Here is a 15,785-nt window from a genome sequence, read left to right on the forward strand (position 1 = left end):
CGATCAGTCGTACATGCCAAGACGACAGCCTTGCACCCCGAGGGAGCCACACTCATGAACCGCGGAAACTACGAAACTCTCGCTGCCGCCATCGCCGACAGTGATGCTGACGATCGTGCCCGGCGCATCCTTGCCCTCGACCTGGCCGACGCACTCACCGTCACCAGTCAGCGTTTTGACCCGGTCAGGTGGCTGCGGCAGTGTGACGTTCCGGTGACGCCCGTTGAGGTCGCACAGTGGAGCAGTCGACTCGCCTATCGCGTGAAGCACATCCACGATCGCCGACGAGCGTGTGAACAGCGCACTGGAGTTCACCTCGAGTCTTACTCCGTCACTGTTCCCGGACCAACTCGTTAGAGGTCGAAGTGGAGCTCGAACTTCCCAAGCGGAGTTGGCTGATACCGATAATTTCAGGAAAGTGCGCCCTGAACTGCGTAAATGCTGTTCTCGCCTGTTGATCGGCGACAGCCGATTCGGGCCCCTAGCGGTTCTCCTGCCGTACTTCGCCGAGCTCAGTTGCCCGGCTGGTCCTCGGAGTCGGACGGGGGAGACGTCGGCAGAGCATCCTCCTCCCGGAGCAGTTCGATCACGCCGATCGCGTCATCGTCCTGCGTGGGGTCGGCGTCGCCGTAGCTCGGGTCACCCGTCAGGTCGCCGTCTGACTTCTCGATCAAGAAGCGTTCGCGATATGCGTCGCGCGCCGAAAGAGCGATTCGATCCACGAGCATGTAGCTCAGCCCTGCGCCGACAGCCATGCCGGCGATGGGCACGAACTGTCCGAGCTTCTTCTTCGGCAGCTGCTGCGCGAACTTCGCCGCGAAGCTCTGGGCGATCTTGGTGAGAACCTTCTCGTTCAACTTGGCCCAAGGAGCGTTCCTTACTAGCAACTGGGTGAGTTGAGACAGTTCGGCGTACGCGGCCGTCTTCGCCGATGTGCCCGTGGACATTCCGAGAGCAATCACGGACATCACGAAGAGTTCCTCTTCGGGATCGCTTGGGTAGTAGCCGTAATGGAGGGCTGTGGCGGCGACCGTTCGAGTGGCAAGGGCGAGCATTATTGCAGTGTCGGCGGCCATCGCCCCGGCTACGGTTGCGAATCCGGGTGCGGCACCCGCGCCAGCGCCGGCGATTGTTCCGGCGCTGGCGAGCACCTCTCCGCCTGTCACGGCTGCAGCGGATCCAAGGCCAGTTGCCGCTGCCGAGAGCGCGTGGCCGTACCGAACCAAGTTGCGCCTCGCGACCTCATCGACTACCCGCAGGTCGAGTTCACGGATCTCGTCCAACTCGGCGATGTCGTGTCCGGCACGTCGATACTGCTCAACGACACGCTTCTTGCTCACTGTCCGACTTGCGGTGCCTCCCACAGCCATGCCGAGACCCTTTGCGGCTCCACCGTAGGCGGCAGCCACTTTGTCGGCGCCCGGAGTGTTCATCGCCTTCTGGCCGAGCGAAGCGAGTCGGTCTCGGGCCTGCTGCGGAAGAAGTTTCCTCGCCTGCTTGTTGAGGGAAGCGGCCTTTCGCTCCTGGAGTCGGTCCCACTCCTGTTGTTCGTAAGCAGAGAGAGTCATGTCGTCGCCTCAGTATCAGAGTGCTTGGAAGCAGTCCCGCATGATCGCGACCATGAGTCTGCGCCGTTGGAGGAGGAACTCCTTGTAGCTTCCCGCCGTGGCCTCAGCCAGGTTCGCCGGTCCGTACGGTGAGTGGTGTAACTCCCCTCCGGAGGACGCTAGTTAGTGCTGGCGAGTCTCCCGGGGAGGAACATTATGAAGCAGAATACGCATTTTGACGAGGCCGTGGAGGGTTCGAGGGACATCCTTGGGCTGGGGGCCGACGAAGGTGGTGAAGGCGCCAAGTATGGGCAGCAGGTCCTGACCGATCTCAAAAGCCGGGGGCCTGTGACGTCTTGACGGTGGTCTGTGACGGGCTGAAGGAACTGCCCACGGGGTGAACAACGTCTGGCCGTGGACCGCGGTGCAGACCCAATGCCGTAGAAAGCCACCCCTGCCCTCTGTCGTCGGTCAGGGAATGTCCTCCCGTGATGTGAGCACCTATCCCGACCACGGACATAGGTAACTTGACTCCACTCGCCCCTGTCGCCCAGGCAGAGGCCTCTGTTTCCAGGAGGGAGACGCCTTCCAGCCCCGCCTTGACGCAGCTGATCACAGCGACGCCGTCGAGGCGGGGCCGGTGGGTCACCAGCCGGGGTAGCGCTCCATCCAACGCGGGTCCCAGCCGCCGTTGTAATCGCCGCCGCTGGGGGAGTCGGTGAGCTGGGTGATGAGGTCGCGCGCCAGGGTGTCGAGGACCCAGGCCAGTTCGTGGCGGCTGATCAGATCGATGGGCAGTGCTTCGACGCCGTGTGCCGCTCCGAGCAGCGCGCCGGCAACGCAGGCGACCGAGTCACCGTCCGGCGCCCCGGCGGCGAAGCGCAGCGCATCGTGCACCTGAGCCGGCTCGGGGAAGGAGGCGGCGGCATACAGGCCGCCGAGCAGGGCCGAGGGCGCGGTGGCGTCCGGTGCGAGTTTTGCGAGGTGTCCCACGTCCGCAGGCTGGTCCTCGGCCTGCTGCAGCGCCGTGTGAAGCCGATCGCGTTCAGCAGCGGTCAGGCCGCGGTCGGCGTCAGGAAGGGCATAAAGACCCTCCAGCAAGGCGTGCTGCACCTGCGACTGCCCGCCGAACAGGTTTGCCTGAATCTGCGGACCGCTGGTCAGGCAGTAGTTGACCAGCACGGCCGCATGGGCTGCCGCAGACTGCGCGGCTGGGTCGCCGTGGGTGAGGGCGGCGATCTCCCGGGCCAACTGGGCTGACTGATCAGACCCGTGTGCGACGCCGACAACAGCGACGGGAAGGGCACGGGTGAGCGCGTGGCAGCCCCGGCTGGTCGTCGGTATCCCCATGTTTCCGTGCTCGGTCTTGGACAGGGCCGTCACGGTCGCCGGTGCCGAACCGCGCCGCTGTGCCAGCACGGGCACCTGGGCGAGCCAGCCGTCCGGCCACACCTCGTCGTCCTGGGCCCAGCGCTGCCGCATCCGCTCGACCTCGATCCCCTGCAGGGCAGCCCACCGGCAGTAGGCGTGCCACACCACCGACGGCGGATGGCAGATGCCCTTGTGGTTACCGCGCACCCATGCGCGGATCATGCCCTCGGCGGTGAAGCAGGCCAACTGGGTGCTGACTCCGGCCCGCAGCGTGCCTTCGGCAGGCAGCTTGCCCTTCGCCGCTCCCAACGTGTCGCCCAGCGCCAAGCCCAGCATCATCCCGCGCACCCGGGACGCGGCCCCTTTCTCCTTCAGGAACTCCCTTTGCCGCTCCGGCTCCTCGTCAGGCCCCAGGTCCAGCTCCTCTTGCCGCTGCTCGGCCTGCGCCCAGTCCCGTACCTGCGGCGCGGTGCGGTGGGCCGACGCCGCCCCGGCCGGATCGGTTGCTGCAACGTCTGGACCGGCCTGCTGCCCGCTTCCGGCGCGCCCGGTGGTCAGCTCGTGCACCGCGTCGTGCATCTGCGGGTGTGCCTCGAGGTGCCAGCCGTTGGTCAGTACCCGGCGCAGGTCGTCCAGCGCGGTCTTGGAGTCGGTGCCGGTGGCCAGGTGGCTGTAGATCGCGGCGACGGCGGGAGTGCGGCTCTGTCCGGCCAGGCAGTGGAGCAGGACCCGCTTGCCCTCCTGGCGCAGCCGCAGTACCTGGCGGGCGGCCTGGTCCAGAACGTAGTGGAGGTTGGCGTTCTCCCCCTGACTGTCCACCAGCCACACGCGGACGTGCTCGACATCGGTGCCGGGCAGGATCGGGTCCGTGCCCATGCGACACAGCGAGACCACGGCCTCGACGTCGACCGGCCCGGCGCCCTGGGCCAGCGCCAGATTGCCCAGCACCACCCCGTCATCGTGCGGGTGAGGTATGGCGAAGCCGCGGTGGCCGCCGACGGACATACCGGGTGCCGAGGGCCAGCCCTGGGCGTCGTCGCTCCCGCCCCGGGCGGTGCGCACTGTCAGCCGGACCAGGTCGGCTCCGGTGGTGTGGCCGGGCCAGCCGTGCACGGCCTGCTGCCACTCCAGCGGGATGCCGGAGCAGCCCCAGCGCGCGCCGAGCAGGGCGCCCGCGATCGCCGCGATGGTGTCGGTGTCCGTCCCGGCCCGCACCGCCGCCTCCAGAGCGAGACCGAAGTGCTGCGCGGGGAAACTGTTCTCGGCGGGGCTCAACTCGGGGACGGCGGTGCGGGTGATCGCCGACCAGGCGGCCTGCAGCGCGTGGACGACCCAGCCGTTGTTGGTGAAGTGGTGCGGCGGATTGGCCTCCGCCTCGTCCAGCCGCTTCGCCCACACCTCGCGGCGCTCGGCGGGGAGCAGGTCCAGGCCGGCGCGCACGCCGTCGAAGGTTCCGTGCAGCACCGCGGTGCGGATGCCGGAGCACCACAGCACGCAGGCATCGGCGCAGTCCGGGTCCGGGTGGGTGAGCGCGCTGACGGCGACGGCGGCTTCGGCCATCTCGGCGGCGTCACCGAGATGACCGAGGGCGACGATCCCGGTGCGCATCAACGAGCCGTTCCCCGCACTGTGGTTGCTGCCGGCGGTGAAACTGCGGGCCGCGGCCAGCATCGCCGCGCCCGGCGCTCCAGAGGCACTGGAGGCGGCGCCCAGGACGGCGCGGGTTTGCGAGCCGACGTCACTGGCACCGCCGCTCAGCCAGCCCTGGAAGTTGGCGGCGATCGCGTCAAGGGCCTCCGGCGTACGCAGATCCGCTCCGTCGGCCGCGACCTTGGCGATGCAGACCTGCATCTGGGTGTCGTCGGAGTACTCGCCCGGCTCGTACGGTCCCAGGCCACCACCGATCATCCGTGGCTGCTGATCGTCGCGCAGCGTCGCCTTGAACTCATAGGGCACGCCCAACGCGTCACCCACGGCCGCGCCGAGCAGCACACCGGCGGCCCGGTCGGTGGCCCATGTGTCCAGGCGGGGCTGCGGGGCATGGGCCATGGGAACTCCATAAGGTGCGGTGGCGCGCGGTCGGGCGGTGGCGTACAGGCTCGATCCCAGGCGGAGTAAACGGGACGGTGCAGGCGCGGCAGAATGCCGAAAAAGGATTACTCCTCGGCACATTGATGCTCCGCCAGTCTGGCAGGGCAGCTCGCTTATCGTCAATGAGACGATACTGGAAGTCTGCCGAGGTCGGCGCCTGGAACCACGCGATCCGTCCGATCTCGCCTGGGTCGGCGGAGTGGTGGCAGCAGCCGGTCGTTCAGTCGTGGCTACGGTGAGGGACGGCGGTAGGGCGAGCCGCTCGGGTTCTGCTGCGGTTGTGGACGAGCGGGTGCGGGAGGGAGCGGAAGCGGACAGATGGACCGACTGCCTTCGAACAAGTGCGGAGCCTTATGTGCAGCTGAGCATTGCTCGGAGTATGTGCAGCCAGGCATGGGCGTTGGTGTCCGGCGCGAGGATCGGTGACAGATGTCAACGAGTGGTCTACAAACGGTGCCACGGAGGGCTGCCCCAGGCACGCCTCAGCGTGTCACCGCACCGGCTGCAGAGTCCGCCGGGCGGTTTCCGACGTCCTGTGGACGCGCTATTACGTCCGCGACCTCCGGGTGATTTGCCGCGGTTTGATGCTAATTGCGGTCCCAAGGAGCTTCTTGAGCTCGGCCTCCCACTCGTCCTCCTTTACCCCGTGCAGGTCGTCAGTGACCAGCAACACTCCTTGCGGCCCGCCACCCGGGAGAATGCCGTGTTCTGCGTACCAGGCCTTCTTCTGTTCCCACTTCCGGGCGTACTCCGGGTTGTCGAGCATGCCCAAGTGCTCCCAATAGATGGGTCTGTCGGGGTCGTCGGTGGTGATGGTGAAGTCGGGGAACCTCCTCTTGCCGTCATGTCCAATCAGCGGCTGCTCGTACGAAAAGCGCCCCTGTGCGTGACGCTGGAGGAGGTCGGCGATGATCACTTCGTTTTTGCTACGCACCGGCAGGCCAAAGTGGGTGATGTGGATGAGGTTCGCATCGAAGAGGCCGATCCGCTGTCCTCCAGCGTCAAGCACCGGGACTGGCTTTGGTGCCCTGGTGAGGTCGGTCAGCCTGCGTGCGGTGTCGGATGCTGTAGGGCGACCCACTTCTCGCAACTCGTTCAGGGATCCTTCGTGGCAGATGATCACCCTCTCGGTCTGGCGGGTCAATGCTGTGTAGAGCAGCTCCCTTGAGACTCCTTGCAGATTCGCGGGCAGCATAAGAATGACCGTGCCGAATTCACTTCCTTGGCTCTTGTGAACGGTCAGTGCCCAGGCCAGCTCCATGGATGGTTCGTCGTCTGAGCCGACCCGCGCAGCGGTAATCCTCAGGCCAGGCTGTGAGGAGAATTCGACCTGTGTCTGCCAAGGCGGAGTGCGCGATCCTTTGGATCGCAGCTGCCCGGTGACCACCCCAAGCTCGCCGTTGGCTACGTACGTCTTCTCCGTAGTTCGACTCTGCGGCTTGTATGTAGGAAGCAACTGGTTACGGGTGTTGACGACCTTGTCGCCGACGACGATCTGCTCTGGACCGAGCGGTTCGGGAACTCGCCGTTCAAAGGGACGAGTGTGTGCCTGTGCCAGCGCTCGTTGACGGAAAGTCTGCTTGAGGTGGCGATTGAGGTCGGTGGTCCCATGCGCCCGGCCGCGAGTTGGCGACAGCGCCTGCCACTGATCACACGAAGCTGAGGCAGTGGAGTAGTTGGGGTATTGATTGCCGTGCACGTCCGTCCAGGTAGTGGCGCCGTAGGAATGGGTGAAGGTCAGCTCGTCGCGGACCCCGAACTCCTCTCGCAGCACGTCCTCAAGGACGCGGGAGGGACTACGGCCGTTCCATGCAACGGCCCGCAAGGTCTGCATGTCGTGTCCGGCCAGGAGCTTTCGCCACACATCCTCCGCGTCGTCCGGGTGTCCGTCTCCGCTGTACCAATGGGCGAGTGCGAGATCCGCCCGATCTCGACCCTGTTGACGGCGAAGAACGGTCAACTCTGCCCACCCTGGGGCAATGCGTGGCCATGGCATGGTGGTGGGCCTGCGTTGGCGTTCAAGGTCGACGAATGGTCGCCCAGCACCGATGGGTGGTAGTTGGCGCGGGTCGCCGACCAGGACCAGACGATCGGTGACCTCTACAGCGTCCAGCAGGGCGGCGAGCATGTCCTCGGTGAGCATGGACGCCTCGTCGACTACCACCGTTCCCACCCGCATACGGTCCCCGTCCGGATCGGTGAGGTAGCGGGCGTACTGATCGTCGTAGCGCTTTCGGATGCGCAGAAACTGGGCGAGTGTGAAGGCCTGTCGGCCTACCTTCTGCTCCAACTGAACGCGCGCCTTGCCGGTCGGAGCCAGTAGTAGGAGGCCTCGCTCCAGCACTTCCGTCCGCTTGGCCAGCGCTTGAATCAATGTGGTCTTACCGGTGCCGGCTGGACCGTTCAAGATTGTCACGCGCCGCTTATACATCTCCTCGAACGCGGCGGTCTTCTCGAATTGAGCTCGCTGCTCGGTGTTCGCATCTGCGTCTGCGGCCAGGCCCCCGAGGATCTCATCGAGGGCTGAAGGAAGATTAGAGGGGACTTTGTGGAGAGGGGCTTTGATGACCTGGTTCAGGCGCTCACGGATGAAGTCGCGGCGCGCTGCGGCTGAAGCCAACTTGTAGGCAGGCTCGCCGCCGTTGATGTCAGCCCGGCGCAATTGGCTCCAAGGTTCTGGGAGATCCTCGCTATCCGAAGGCAACAAGTTGCTTGGAACCAGCCCCAGGGGCCTCAGGATCGAATACTCAATGGCCAGCGGAGCAGTGACTGTGAGAAGCGCGAGGCGCTCGGCTGCCTGTTGGAACGGTAGGAGAGTGTGTCCCTCCGCTTGAGCGCGGGCCACCACAGTTGTGATCGCGGCGTCGAGGCGGCGTTGATCGTTTGGGTCGTCGAAGGGGTGAGTGAGTGGCAATGGGTGGTGCTCGGCGAGCTGGAGGTCGGGAAACAAGCCACGGTCCACTGTCTCGAAGGCGATCGGCTCGCCATCATCGACGGTGCAGGTCACAAGGTCGTAAGGGTTGTCCAGCAAGTCCTCGGGCGTGATTGGTACGCCGGTCTGGCCGCCCATGACGCGTGCAACTGTTTCCGGCGTCAGATCGAAGCGGGAGAGTGTCCTCAGGGCGCGGCGGTCGAGTTTGCTCGTGCCTTTCCAGATGGCACTACGCGTTTGGGTTGCCAGCTCCGTGAGGTCGGGTGGGACGGCAAGCCCCTCCAGGAGGTTCTCCAGCAGTGGCCAAGGGTCTCCGCCGTCGTCAACCGCGGACAGTAGTCGGTGAGCAGCGAAGGTGGAGTGGCGAAAGCCGAGGTACTGCAGGACGGCCGGAAGGCCAGGGGCGGGGCCGCGGCGTTCCCACGCCCGGGCCAATTGCTCATCCAGCCATTGAAGCGACGCCTCAGGGACGCCGATGGTGGGCTCTCCCAACGAGATGGTGGCCTGTGTGGCGCGGTAGAGCTCCATTAACGACGCCACAGCGCAGTCCGGTGAAATGTGCTCGGTGGTATAGGAGAAGTTCCGGCCGGTCTCAGGAGCCACGGCTAAGGTCGAGGCTACGTCCATGCCGCGGGCTGCCAGGTTGGCCAATGCCTGGACGGGTAAGAGGATGCCGCCGGTGCCGTCGGGGCGCAGGCTGTGTCTCAGCGTGGTCTCCCACATGTGGCTAGGAAACTTACTGGATTGCGCTCCAGGCCACGGCTCAGGCCCGGTTGTGCTGGTTATCGTGGCAGCCCCGACCAGCATGCGCCGGGGCTGGTTTTCGAAGGGGGAGTGCTTGAGGTAGAAGAAAATCAGCGAATCGTGGGGTGTGACGTATCGGAAGAATGTCTTGATAATGGCCTGCTGATTATCGCCATGCATCACCCATGGCAGCGCTTCTTTGTCAAAATTCCGAGCGATTTCATCTTCTGCATCGGAGCGGTACCCGGGGACGGGTTGCTCCGCGAGCACTCTTTCCTCGATGTTGCTGCGGTTGAGCCAGAAGTAGGGGATGCCGTGAACGGAGTGGGCCGGAACCGGGAGGCTGGCTGGCCGCAGCTCCTTTAGGAACCAGGCGTAGGGGTGGGTGCGCCGCACGGTGTGGGAGCGGTCGCTCATGAAGCTGCCACGTTCCAGGGCGCAGGGAGGCAATTTTTCTCCCAGCGTGCTCCACGCCTGTCCCTTGTGGGTCGCCTCGTGTTGGTCATCACGGTCTTTGGCGATGTTGCCCAGCGCGAGGCACGAGTGGTTGGCAACTGGGTCGGCGCAGATCGTGCCCTCCCAGCCCGTGTCGTGCCATGGAACGCGTACAGACAGATGCTGCACGTAGGCCATCGCTTGTCCCTCCGCGGATCACGTGTTGACCATGTCCGCCAAGCCTAGACATCAGCTGGCAGGCTGTGGGCGCCAACTGAGAGAGCCGTCCGTGGGGCAATCCTCGGCGCGGTCACGGCGAGTAGCGCAACCCCTTAGCTCGGCCGAGATGGTCGGCGCTCTGGCGACTCTGAGGGGGAAGCTGAAGCTACTTGGGGCGAGGGCAGGCCTCGGAACAAGAGGGTGATCTGGTTGGGGAGTCCTGGAGTTTTTCGCTCGCGACGGGCGGTCCGTCGGCCGGTCGGTGCGCACAAGCCGGCGCGTTTTGAAAACCAGGGTGGGCCGTTTGGTGGCTCTGCGCGCTAAGGCGCTGACCTGGGCCTCAAGGGTTTTCGACACGTCCCACGAAGGCGTGCGGATCGTGTGCGATCCGGTGGCTAGCCTAGCGGATGTGGGCTGGGGGCTGGAAAGGTTCTCGTTTGCGCAGGTCGGCGTCGGTCGGGCAGGTGGGCGTTGGCCTGTGCAGGTCTGGATCGCTGGAGTGCGCGTTCGGGTCAGCGGGCGGTTCGGGGGTGGGAGAGGGCCGGGCGGATCAGGTGCATTGCGCGGGTCAGCCACTGGTCTCCCGTCTCCCGCGGCCGGTCTCGCGTCTCGCGGGGTGAGGCCCCCGTTTCGTGCGGCCGGGCTCCCGCCTCGCGGAGTCGGGCCTCCGTCTCCCGCGGCCGGTCTCGCGTCTCGCGGGGTCGGGCTCCCGTCCCGTGCTGCCGGCCGCCCGGATCGCGGGAGGGCCGGTGGCCCCAGTACGCGGGGTTCGGGCCGCGGCCGGTGATGTGCGGGAGTGTCGTCGTGCCCGTGATCAGGCACAGGAGCAGTGACGCCGCCGCCGGGACGTCGACCTCGCGGAGCAGCGAGCCGTCGGCCTTCGCCCGGCGCAGGGCCCCGTGCAGCGCGCCGAGCCAGTTGAGGTGGACGTGGAGCGCCGGGTCGTCCGGGGTGCGGATCTCCTGGGTGAGACGGGCGCCCGCGCGGACGAGGGCGTCGCTCTCCACGAGCCGTACGACGGTGTGGGTCATCGCGGTGGCGATCTCGAAGGCCGGGGTCTCGCGCCGCGCGATCTCCGCGAGCGCCGCCCCCGACACCGCGCAGGCGTCCGCCTGGACCGCCCGCGCCAGGTCGGCCTTTGCGGCGAAGTGGAAGGACAGGGCGCCCTTGGTGACCCGCGCGCGCTCGCTGATCGCCGACAGGGTGGCGCGTTCGTAGCCGGACTGGTCGAACACCGTCGACGCCGCGCCGACGAGGTTGCGCCGGGTTCGTTCGGACCTCTCCTGCCTCACCACGGTTCCTGCCTCACCACGACGCGATCACCCGGGTTCCTGCCTCACCACGACGCGATCACCCGGGTTCCTGCCTCACCACGACGCGATCACCCGGGCTCCTGTCCTCCAGCGGCTTCCGTCTGCCGCGGGCGACGCTAGGAATCCCCATGTGGATCTGTCAACGAGGCCGTCCCTCACCGATCATCTTCACGCCATCGGGTCGCGAGGGCGCGCTAGTTCAGCGGTACCTGCCGGAAGCAGCCCGCGATGCGCAGGTCCTCCTCGATGCGTGTCGCCGTCGCGTGCAGGTCGGGCAGGACATCGCGGACGCATGACTCCGCGGTGCGGCGCGTGCTGTGCATGGCGACGTTCACCGCGGCCACGACCCGTCCGCCGCGGTCCCGCACCGGAACGGCGATGGACCGCAACCCCTGCTCCAACTCACCCTCTACCAGCGCGTATCCGGCCTTCCGTACGCGGTCGAGTTCCGCCCTCAGGTGCTCCGGGTCGGTGATGGTCCGCGGGGTCAGGGGATTCAACTCCGGTGACAGCGGAACCTGTCCCTCCGGAAGATCGGCCAGAATCACGCGGCCCAGCGCGGTGGCGTACGCGGGCAGGCGGGTGCCGACGGTGATGTTGACGCTCATGACGCGGCTGGTGGAGACGCGGCCGGTGTACTGGATCTCGTCGCCGGTCAGCACCGCCAGGGACACCGAGTCGTGGAGCCGTTGGGAGAGTTCGGTCAGGTGGGGCGCCGCGATCTCGGGGAGCGTCGTCCGGGAGAGCGGCGGGTAGCCGAGGCCCAGCACGCGCGGGGTGAGCCGGAAGACGCGGTCGCGGGTGGTGACGTATCCGAGGTGTTCCAGTGTGATCAGGGCGCGGCGGGCGGTCGCGCGGGCGAGTCCCGTCGCCTGGGCCACCGCGGTCAGGGTGAGTTCGGCGCGGCCCTCGCCGAACGCGGTGATCACGGTCAGGCCGCGGGCCAGCGACTCGACGAACTCCCGCCCCAGTTCGTGCTTGGAGGCGCTGGTCCAGTCGGCGAGGCCCGAGGGCGCCGGCCTGCCCGGGGCGGCGCGCCCCGCGTGGTCCGGGAGCGGGGTCGCGCGTTCCGCCGTCAACTCCCTTTCCATGGCGGCCACCGCGGTCCGCAGACGGGGAAGCAGGGTCTCGCGCAGGTCGGCCGCGCTGTGCCGGCTGGTGTGGCTCACCACGTTCACCACGCAGGCGATCCGGCCCCCGGCGCGCACCGGCATCGAGATGGCGACCAGTCCCGGCTCGATCAGCTGGTCGTCCGACGCCCAGCCCAGCCTGCCCGCCTCGGCCACCCGCTCCTCGAAGTCGTCGCCGACCGTGGGGAGTTGGCTCGGCGGGACCGTGCCGGACGCGCCACCCTCCGCGCGCCGCCCCCCGTCGTCCGCCGGGTACGACCTTCCCGCCTCCTCCGCGTACGGCCCATCGCTCTCCTCCGCGTACGGCCTGCTGCGGGCCGGTACGGCGGGGAAGCCGCGGTCCTCCGGGTCGGCCGCCCGGCGCCGCCGCCAGTGCGTCCACTCCTCCTCGTTCCACTCGGAGGCGAACAGCGGCCCCGGAGCGGTGCGTTCGGCGGGGAGCCGGTCGCCGATGCGGAAGCTGAGGGACATCGCGCGGCGCCGGGTCGCCTGGTGGATGAAGCGGACGCCGTCGCGGTCCCCGACGGCGAGGGACACCGACTCGTCCAGCTCGTCGGCGAGCGCGTCGGCGAGCGCCCCGAGCAGGCGGGGGAGCCGCAGGGCTGCGAGGTAGGCGTTGCCGAGCTCCATCAGCCGGGGGGTCAGGACGGCGTCGCGGCCGTCGAGGCGTACGTACCCCATGCGCGCGAGGGTCGCCGTGATCCGGTCGACGGTGGACCGGGCGAGGCCGGTGGCGCGTTCGAGGCCGCTCAGACTGGACGACCCATCCGCCGCGGTCAGTCGCCGCAGCACCGCGATCCCCCTGATCAGCGGCGTGACCGCCTCCGCGGGAACACCTGCCCCCGCGGGAACACCTGCCTCCCCGGGGACACCTGCCGGGACATTCGCGGGGACTCCCAGGGGTGCGCCGGGTCCGCTCGCGGAAGGGATCACGGGAGCGGGGGTGCTCTCCGGGACGTCCGGCGAGGCGTCCGCGGGGCCACCCGCGGCGCCTGCCGCCGAGCCGTTCGGCGGCGTGGTTCCCGGCCGGGCCGCGGTGGGCGGCTTCGCTCGCGACGGCGTGGTGTTGGACGGCGTGGCATTCGATGACATGGGCTCTCCGTTGCGGCTCTCGGAAGAGTCACCGTCTGGCGGGTCTCAGATGAGCCACGGTAGTGCGTGCCCGGCCGACGGGGCAGGTCGGCCGCTCCCGGGCCCGGCCGCCGGTCGGCCGCTCGCGCCCGTCCCGACGGGCGCACGGCGGCTCGTCCGGCCGTCGGTGGTGACGTCAGTGGCGCGTCACGTACACCTGATACTTCCCCTCGGTGTCCACGTCCGCGACCCGGACGGTGAGTCCGGCCTTCGCGTCCTTGAACGTCTCGCCGGGGGAGAAGGGCGCGTCGGAGAGTTCGGCGTGCACGTTCGGGGAGCGGGTGCAGCCGCCGCTGTCGCGGTGCGCGTCGGTCACCGCGACCGGCCCGTTCCCGGTGTCCACGTCCGTGTCGACCTTGTAGATGAGGATGCCGGGGCGGCAGACGGCGGAGTCGTTGCCGGCGCGGGTGCGCAGTTCGAGGACGTAACCGCTCTTCGGGCCGAGGGGGACGACGACGAGCTTGGCGCCGCCCCGCCGCTCCAGTGGGGTCAGCGTGTACTCGGTGGTCCCGCGCGCAGCCGCGCAGCGGATCTGGGAGTCGTCGAGCCAGCCGAGCTTCCACTTGTGCCAGCCCAGGAGGTCGTTGTCGGCCCCCCAGTCCTCGCTCATGATGTCCCAGTGCCCGACGGCCCCGCCGCCCGCCTGCGTGTACAGGTCGGGCAGGCCGAAGGTGTGGCCGTTCTCGTGCGGCAGGACGCGGTAGCCGGTGTCGGCGTAGGACCCGGAGCCGTCGTCCTGGCGGCTGTAGACGAAGGACGCGTTGGAGACCGGGACGCCGTCCGCGACCGGTGCCTCGGTGTTGCCGGCGAACGTCACGGACAGCACGGTGTCCAGTGCGGAGGGCCCGGCGTTGGGTGTGACCAGCACGTTCAGGATGTCGTACGAGCGGAAGTCGACCTCGGGGTCGGCCGCGGCCACGATGTCCTGGACCAGTTCGCGGTACCCGGGGTCGAAGGGCGCGCCGCGCTCTATGCCGTAGTCCTTGAACGCCTTGGGCATCCGCAGCCAGTGCCGGATGGGGGCGTCGGGGCGGTAGTCGAGGCGGCCGTAGGAGCCGGTGCGGAACCATTCCTGCGTCTTCGGGAAGAACTCGCCGTACCGGTCGAGCGCGCTGCCCTTGCCGGGCGCGTCGGAGAAGTCGACCATCAGCGTCAGCGCCCGGACCGTACCGGTGGAGCGGGCGTAGCCGGGGGCCGTCGGGATGCCTTCGCCCATCTGGATGCCCGCCGGACCGTTGATCGTGCAGGGGCCCAGTGCCGTGGACCGGGCCAGCGGCACGGAGCCCGCCGTCGCCGAGCCCGCCGTCAGGTGCCCGCTGCCGGCCGAGGTGCTGACGGCCAGCGTCAGGACGGTCACCGTGGCGAGCGCGGCCAGACGGCGCGGGCGTATCCGGCGGCTGGACGGCTGCATGCAGGGGGCCCTTCGCTCCGCGGCAGCCGCCGGTCTCCGACTGCACCCTTTCGATCACCCTGAGTGGCCGACGCGCCGGGCGCGCGCTGGGTGGGCCCGATCGGGTTCATCCCCGGACGGGCTTCGAAAGGGTGTGGAGCGAGCCGATGGGGCGCCTTCCCGGCAGGCATGGAGGGCGGATCCCCGGAGACCCTCGACGGCCCCCCCGGCGGATCCCCGCGAGGGCCGGGAGCGGGCCGGGAGCGGGCCGGGAGTAGGCCGGGAGCGAGCCGGGGGCGGGTCGGCGACGGCCCGACCCGGGGCGGCCGCGGGGCCTCCCCGAGGCGTCGCCGGTCGGGGCTCGAAGGGCCCGGAAGCGGGATGGGGAGCCCCCCGCTCCGGGGTTGCCGCGACCTCGTCAGGCAATGTGACCCAGGTCACACAATCTTCTTCGTCCGTCGGGAAATAACCGGGGATCGTTTCCCCGTTTAGCTCTACGTCCGAGCGAAACGGGGACCGAATCCCCGGATCGCGATCCGACACCGAGATGCTTCGAGGAGTACACCGTGCAGACCGCACCCCCCGTGCAGCGCAAAGTGGCCAGGCCCCGTGCCGACGCCCTGCGCAACCGGGAGCGGATCGTCGCCGCCGCCCGCGAGATGTTCGTCGAGTTCGGGGCCGAGGTGCCCTTCGACGAGATCGCCCGCCGGGCCGGCGTCGGCAACGCCACGGTGTACCGCAACTTCCCCGACCGCGACGCCCTCGCCCGCGAGGTCGTCTGCTCGGTGATGGACCGCACCTCGGAGTGGGTAGAGGAAGCGCTGGCCCGGGGCGGCGACGCCTTCGAGTCGCTGAGCGGCTTCGTGCACTTCGCCGCCGACGAGCGGATCGGCGCCCTGTGCCCGATGCTCGCCGAGGGCTTCGACCAGCACCACCCCGACCTGGTCGCGGCGCGTGACCGGATCACCGAACTGATCGAGCGGCTGATGGCCCGCGCCCGCGAGGCCGGACAGCTGCGCCCCGACGTCGAGCTGGGCGATCTCATGATCGCCGTCAGTCAGCTCACCAGGCCGCTGCCGGGCACCGCGTGCCAGGGCATCGACCGTTTCGTGCACCGTCATCTGCAGCTGTTCCTGGACGGTATGCGGGCTCCGGCCCGCTCCGAACTGCCCGGAGTGGCCGCGACCGTGGAGGAACTGCGACGAGGCTGCTGACCGCCGGGACCCGGCGCGCGACCCGCGACCGTACCCGCCCTCGGCCCTTGTGACCCGAACCCGAACCCGAAGATCGCCCTCGACCACACCACCGACCGCGCGAAGCCCGCGCCCGCCGCGTCCTCATCACGCGCGACGTGCGTCCGGCGTTCGGCATCCGGCCATCGGCACTCGTAACGAGCCGTGCCGCGCACCCGGCCGTCACCGTCGACGAGCCGTCCCTTTTCACTGGATTTTTTCGCTACGAAGTCCCGGAGTGGGTATCCCC

8 protein-coding genes are annotated in these 15,785 nt (G+C 68.5%); 1 reads left to right on the forward strand and 7 read right to left on the reverse strand.

The annotated features are described in order from the left end of the window. Positions 1-3 precede the first annotated feature (3 nt). From ACIRQH_RS14705 to ACIRQH_RS14735, 7 genes are all read right to left on the reverse strand, one after another. Positions 4-315, reverse strand: a complete 312-nt coding sequence (locus ACIRQH_RS14705; protein ID WP_404226010.1) for a hypothetical protein — start codon at positions 313-315, stop codon at positions 4-6. A gap of 197 nt (positions 316-512) precedes the next feature. Continuing rightward, on the reverse strand, positions 513-1,568 hold the full coding sequence (locus ACIRQH_RS14710; RefSeq protein ID WP_404226012.1) for an EcsC family protein: 1,056 nt from the start codon (positions 1,566-1,568) through the stop codon (positions 513-515). 624 nt (positions 1,569-2,192) lie between these two features. Further along, entirely contained in the window at positions 2,193-4,967 is a 2,775-nt protein-coding gene (locus tag ACIRQH_RS14715) for an ADP-ribosylglycohydrolase family protein (protein WP_404226014.1), read from the reverse strand. Between the two features lie 589 nt (positions 4,968-5,556). Continuing rightward, entirely contained in the window at positions 5,557-9,318 is a 3,762-nt protein-coding gene (locus ACIRQH_RS14720; RefSeq protein ID WP_404226016.1) for an AAA family ATPase, read from the reverse strand. A 533-nt stretch (positions 9,319-9,851) separates the two neighbouring features. Further along, positions 9,852-10,631 carry a ScbR family autoregulator-binding transcription factor gene (locus ACIRQH_RS14725; protein ID WP_404226018.1) on the reverse strand — a complete coding sequence of 260 codons (780 nt, stop codon included), beginning with the start codon at positions 10,629-10,631 and terminating at the stop codon, positions 9,852-9,854. Between the two features lie 215 nt (positions 10,632-10,846). Beyond that, a complete protein-coding gene (locus ACIRQH_RS14730) occupies positions 10,847-12,874 on the reverse strand; it encodes an IclR family transcriptional regulator C-terminal domain-containing protein (protein WP_404226020.1) in 2,028 nt (675 codons plus the stop codon). A gap of 175 nt (positions 12,875-13,049) precedes the next feature. Then, entirely contained in the window at positions 13,050-14,324 is a 1,275-nt protein-coding gene (locus ACIRQH_RS14735; RefSeq protein WP_388872572.1) for a M6 family metalloprotease domain-containing protein, read from the reverse strand. A gap of 545 nt (positions 14,325-14,869) precedes the next feature. Here ACIRQH_RS14735 and ACIRQH_RS14740 point away from each other — a divergent pair. Next, positions 14,870-15,517 carry a TetR/AcrR family transcriptional regulator gene (locus ACIRQH_RS14740; protein ID WP_358818022.1) on the forward strand — a complete coding sequence of 216 codons (648 nt, stop codon included), beginning with the start codon at positions 14,870-14,872 and terminating at the stop codon, positions 15,515-15,517. The last annotated feature ends 268 nt before the right edge of the window (positions 15,518-15,785 follow it).

The organism is Streptomyces sp. NPDC102279 (assembly GCF_044766365.1).
GTDB lineage: Bacteria > Actinomycetota > Actinomycetes > Streptomycetales > Streptomycetaceae > Streptomyces.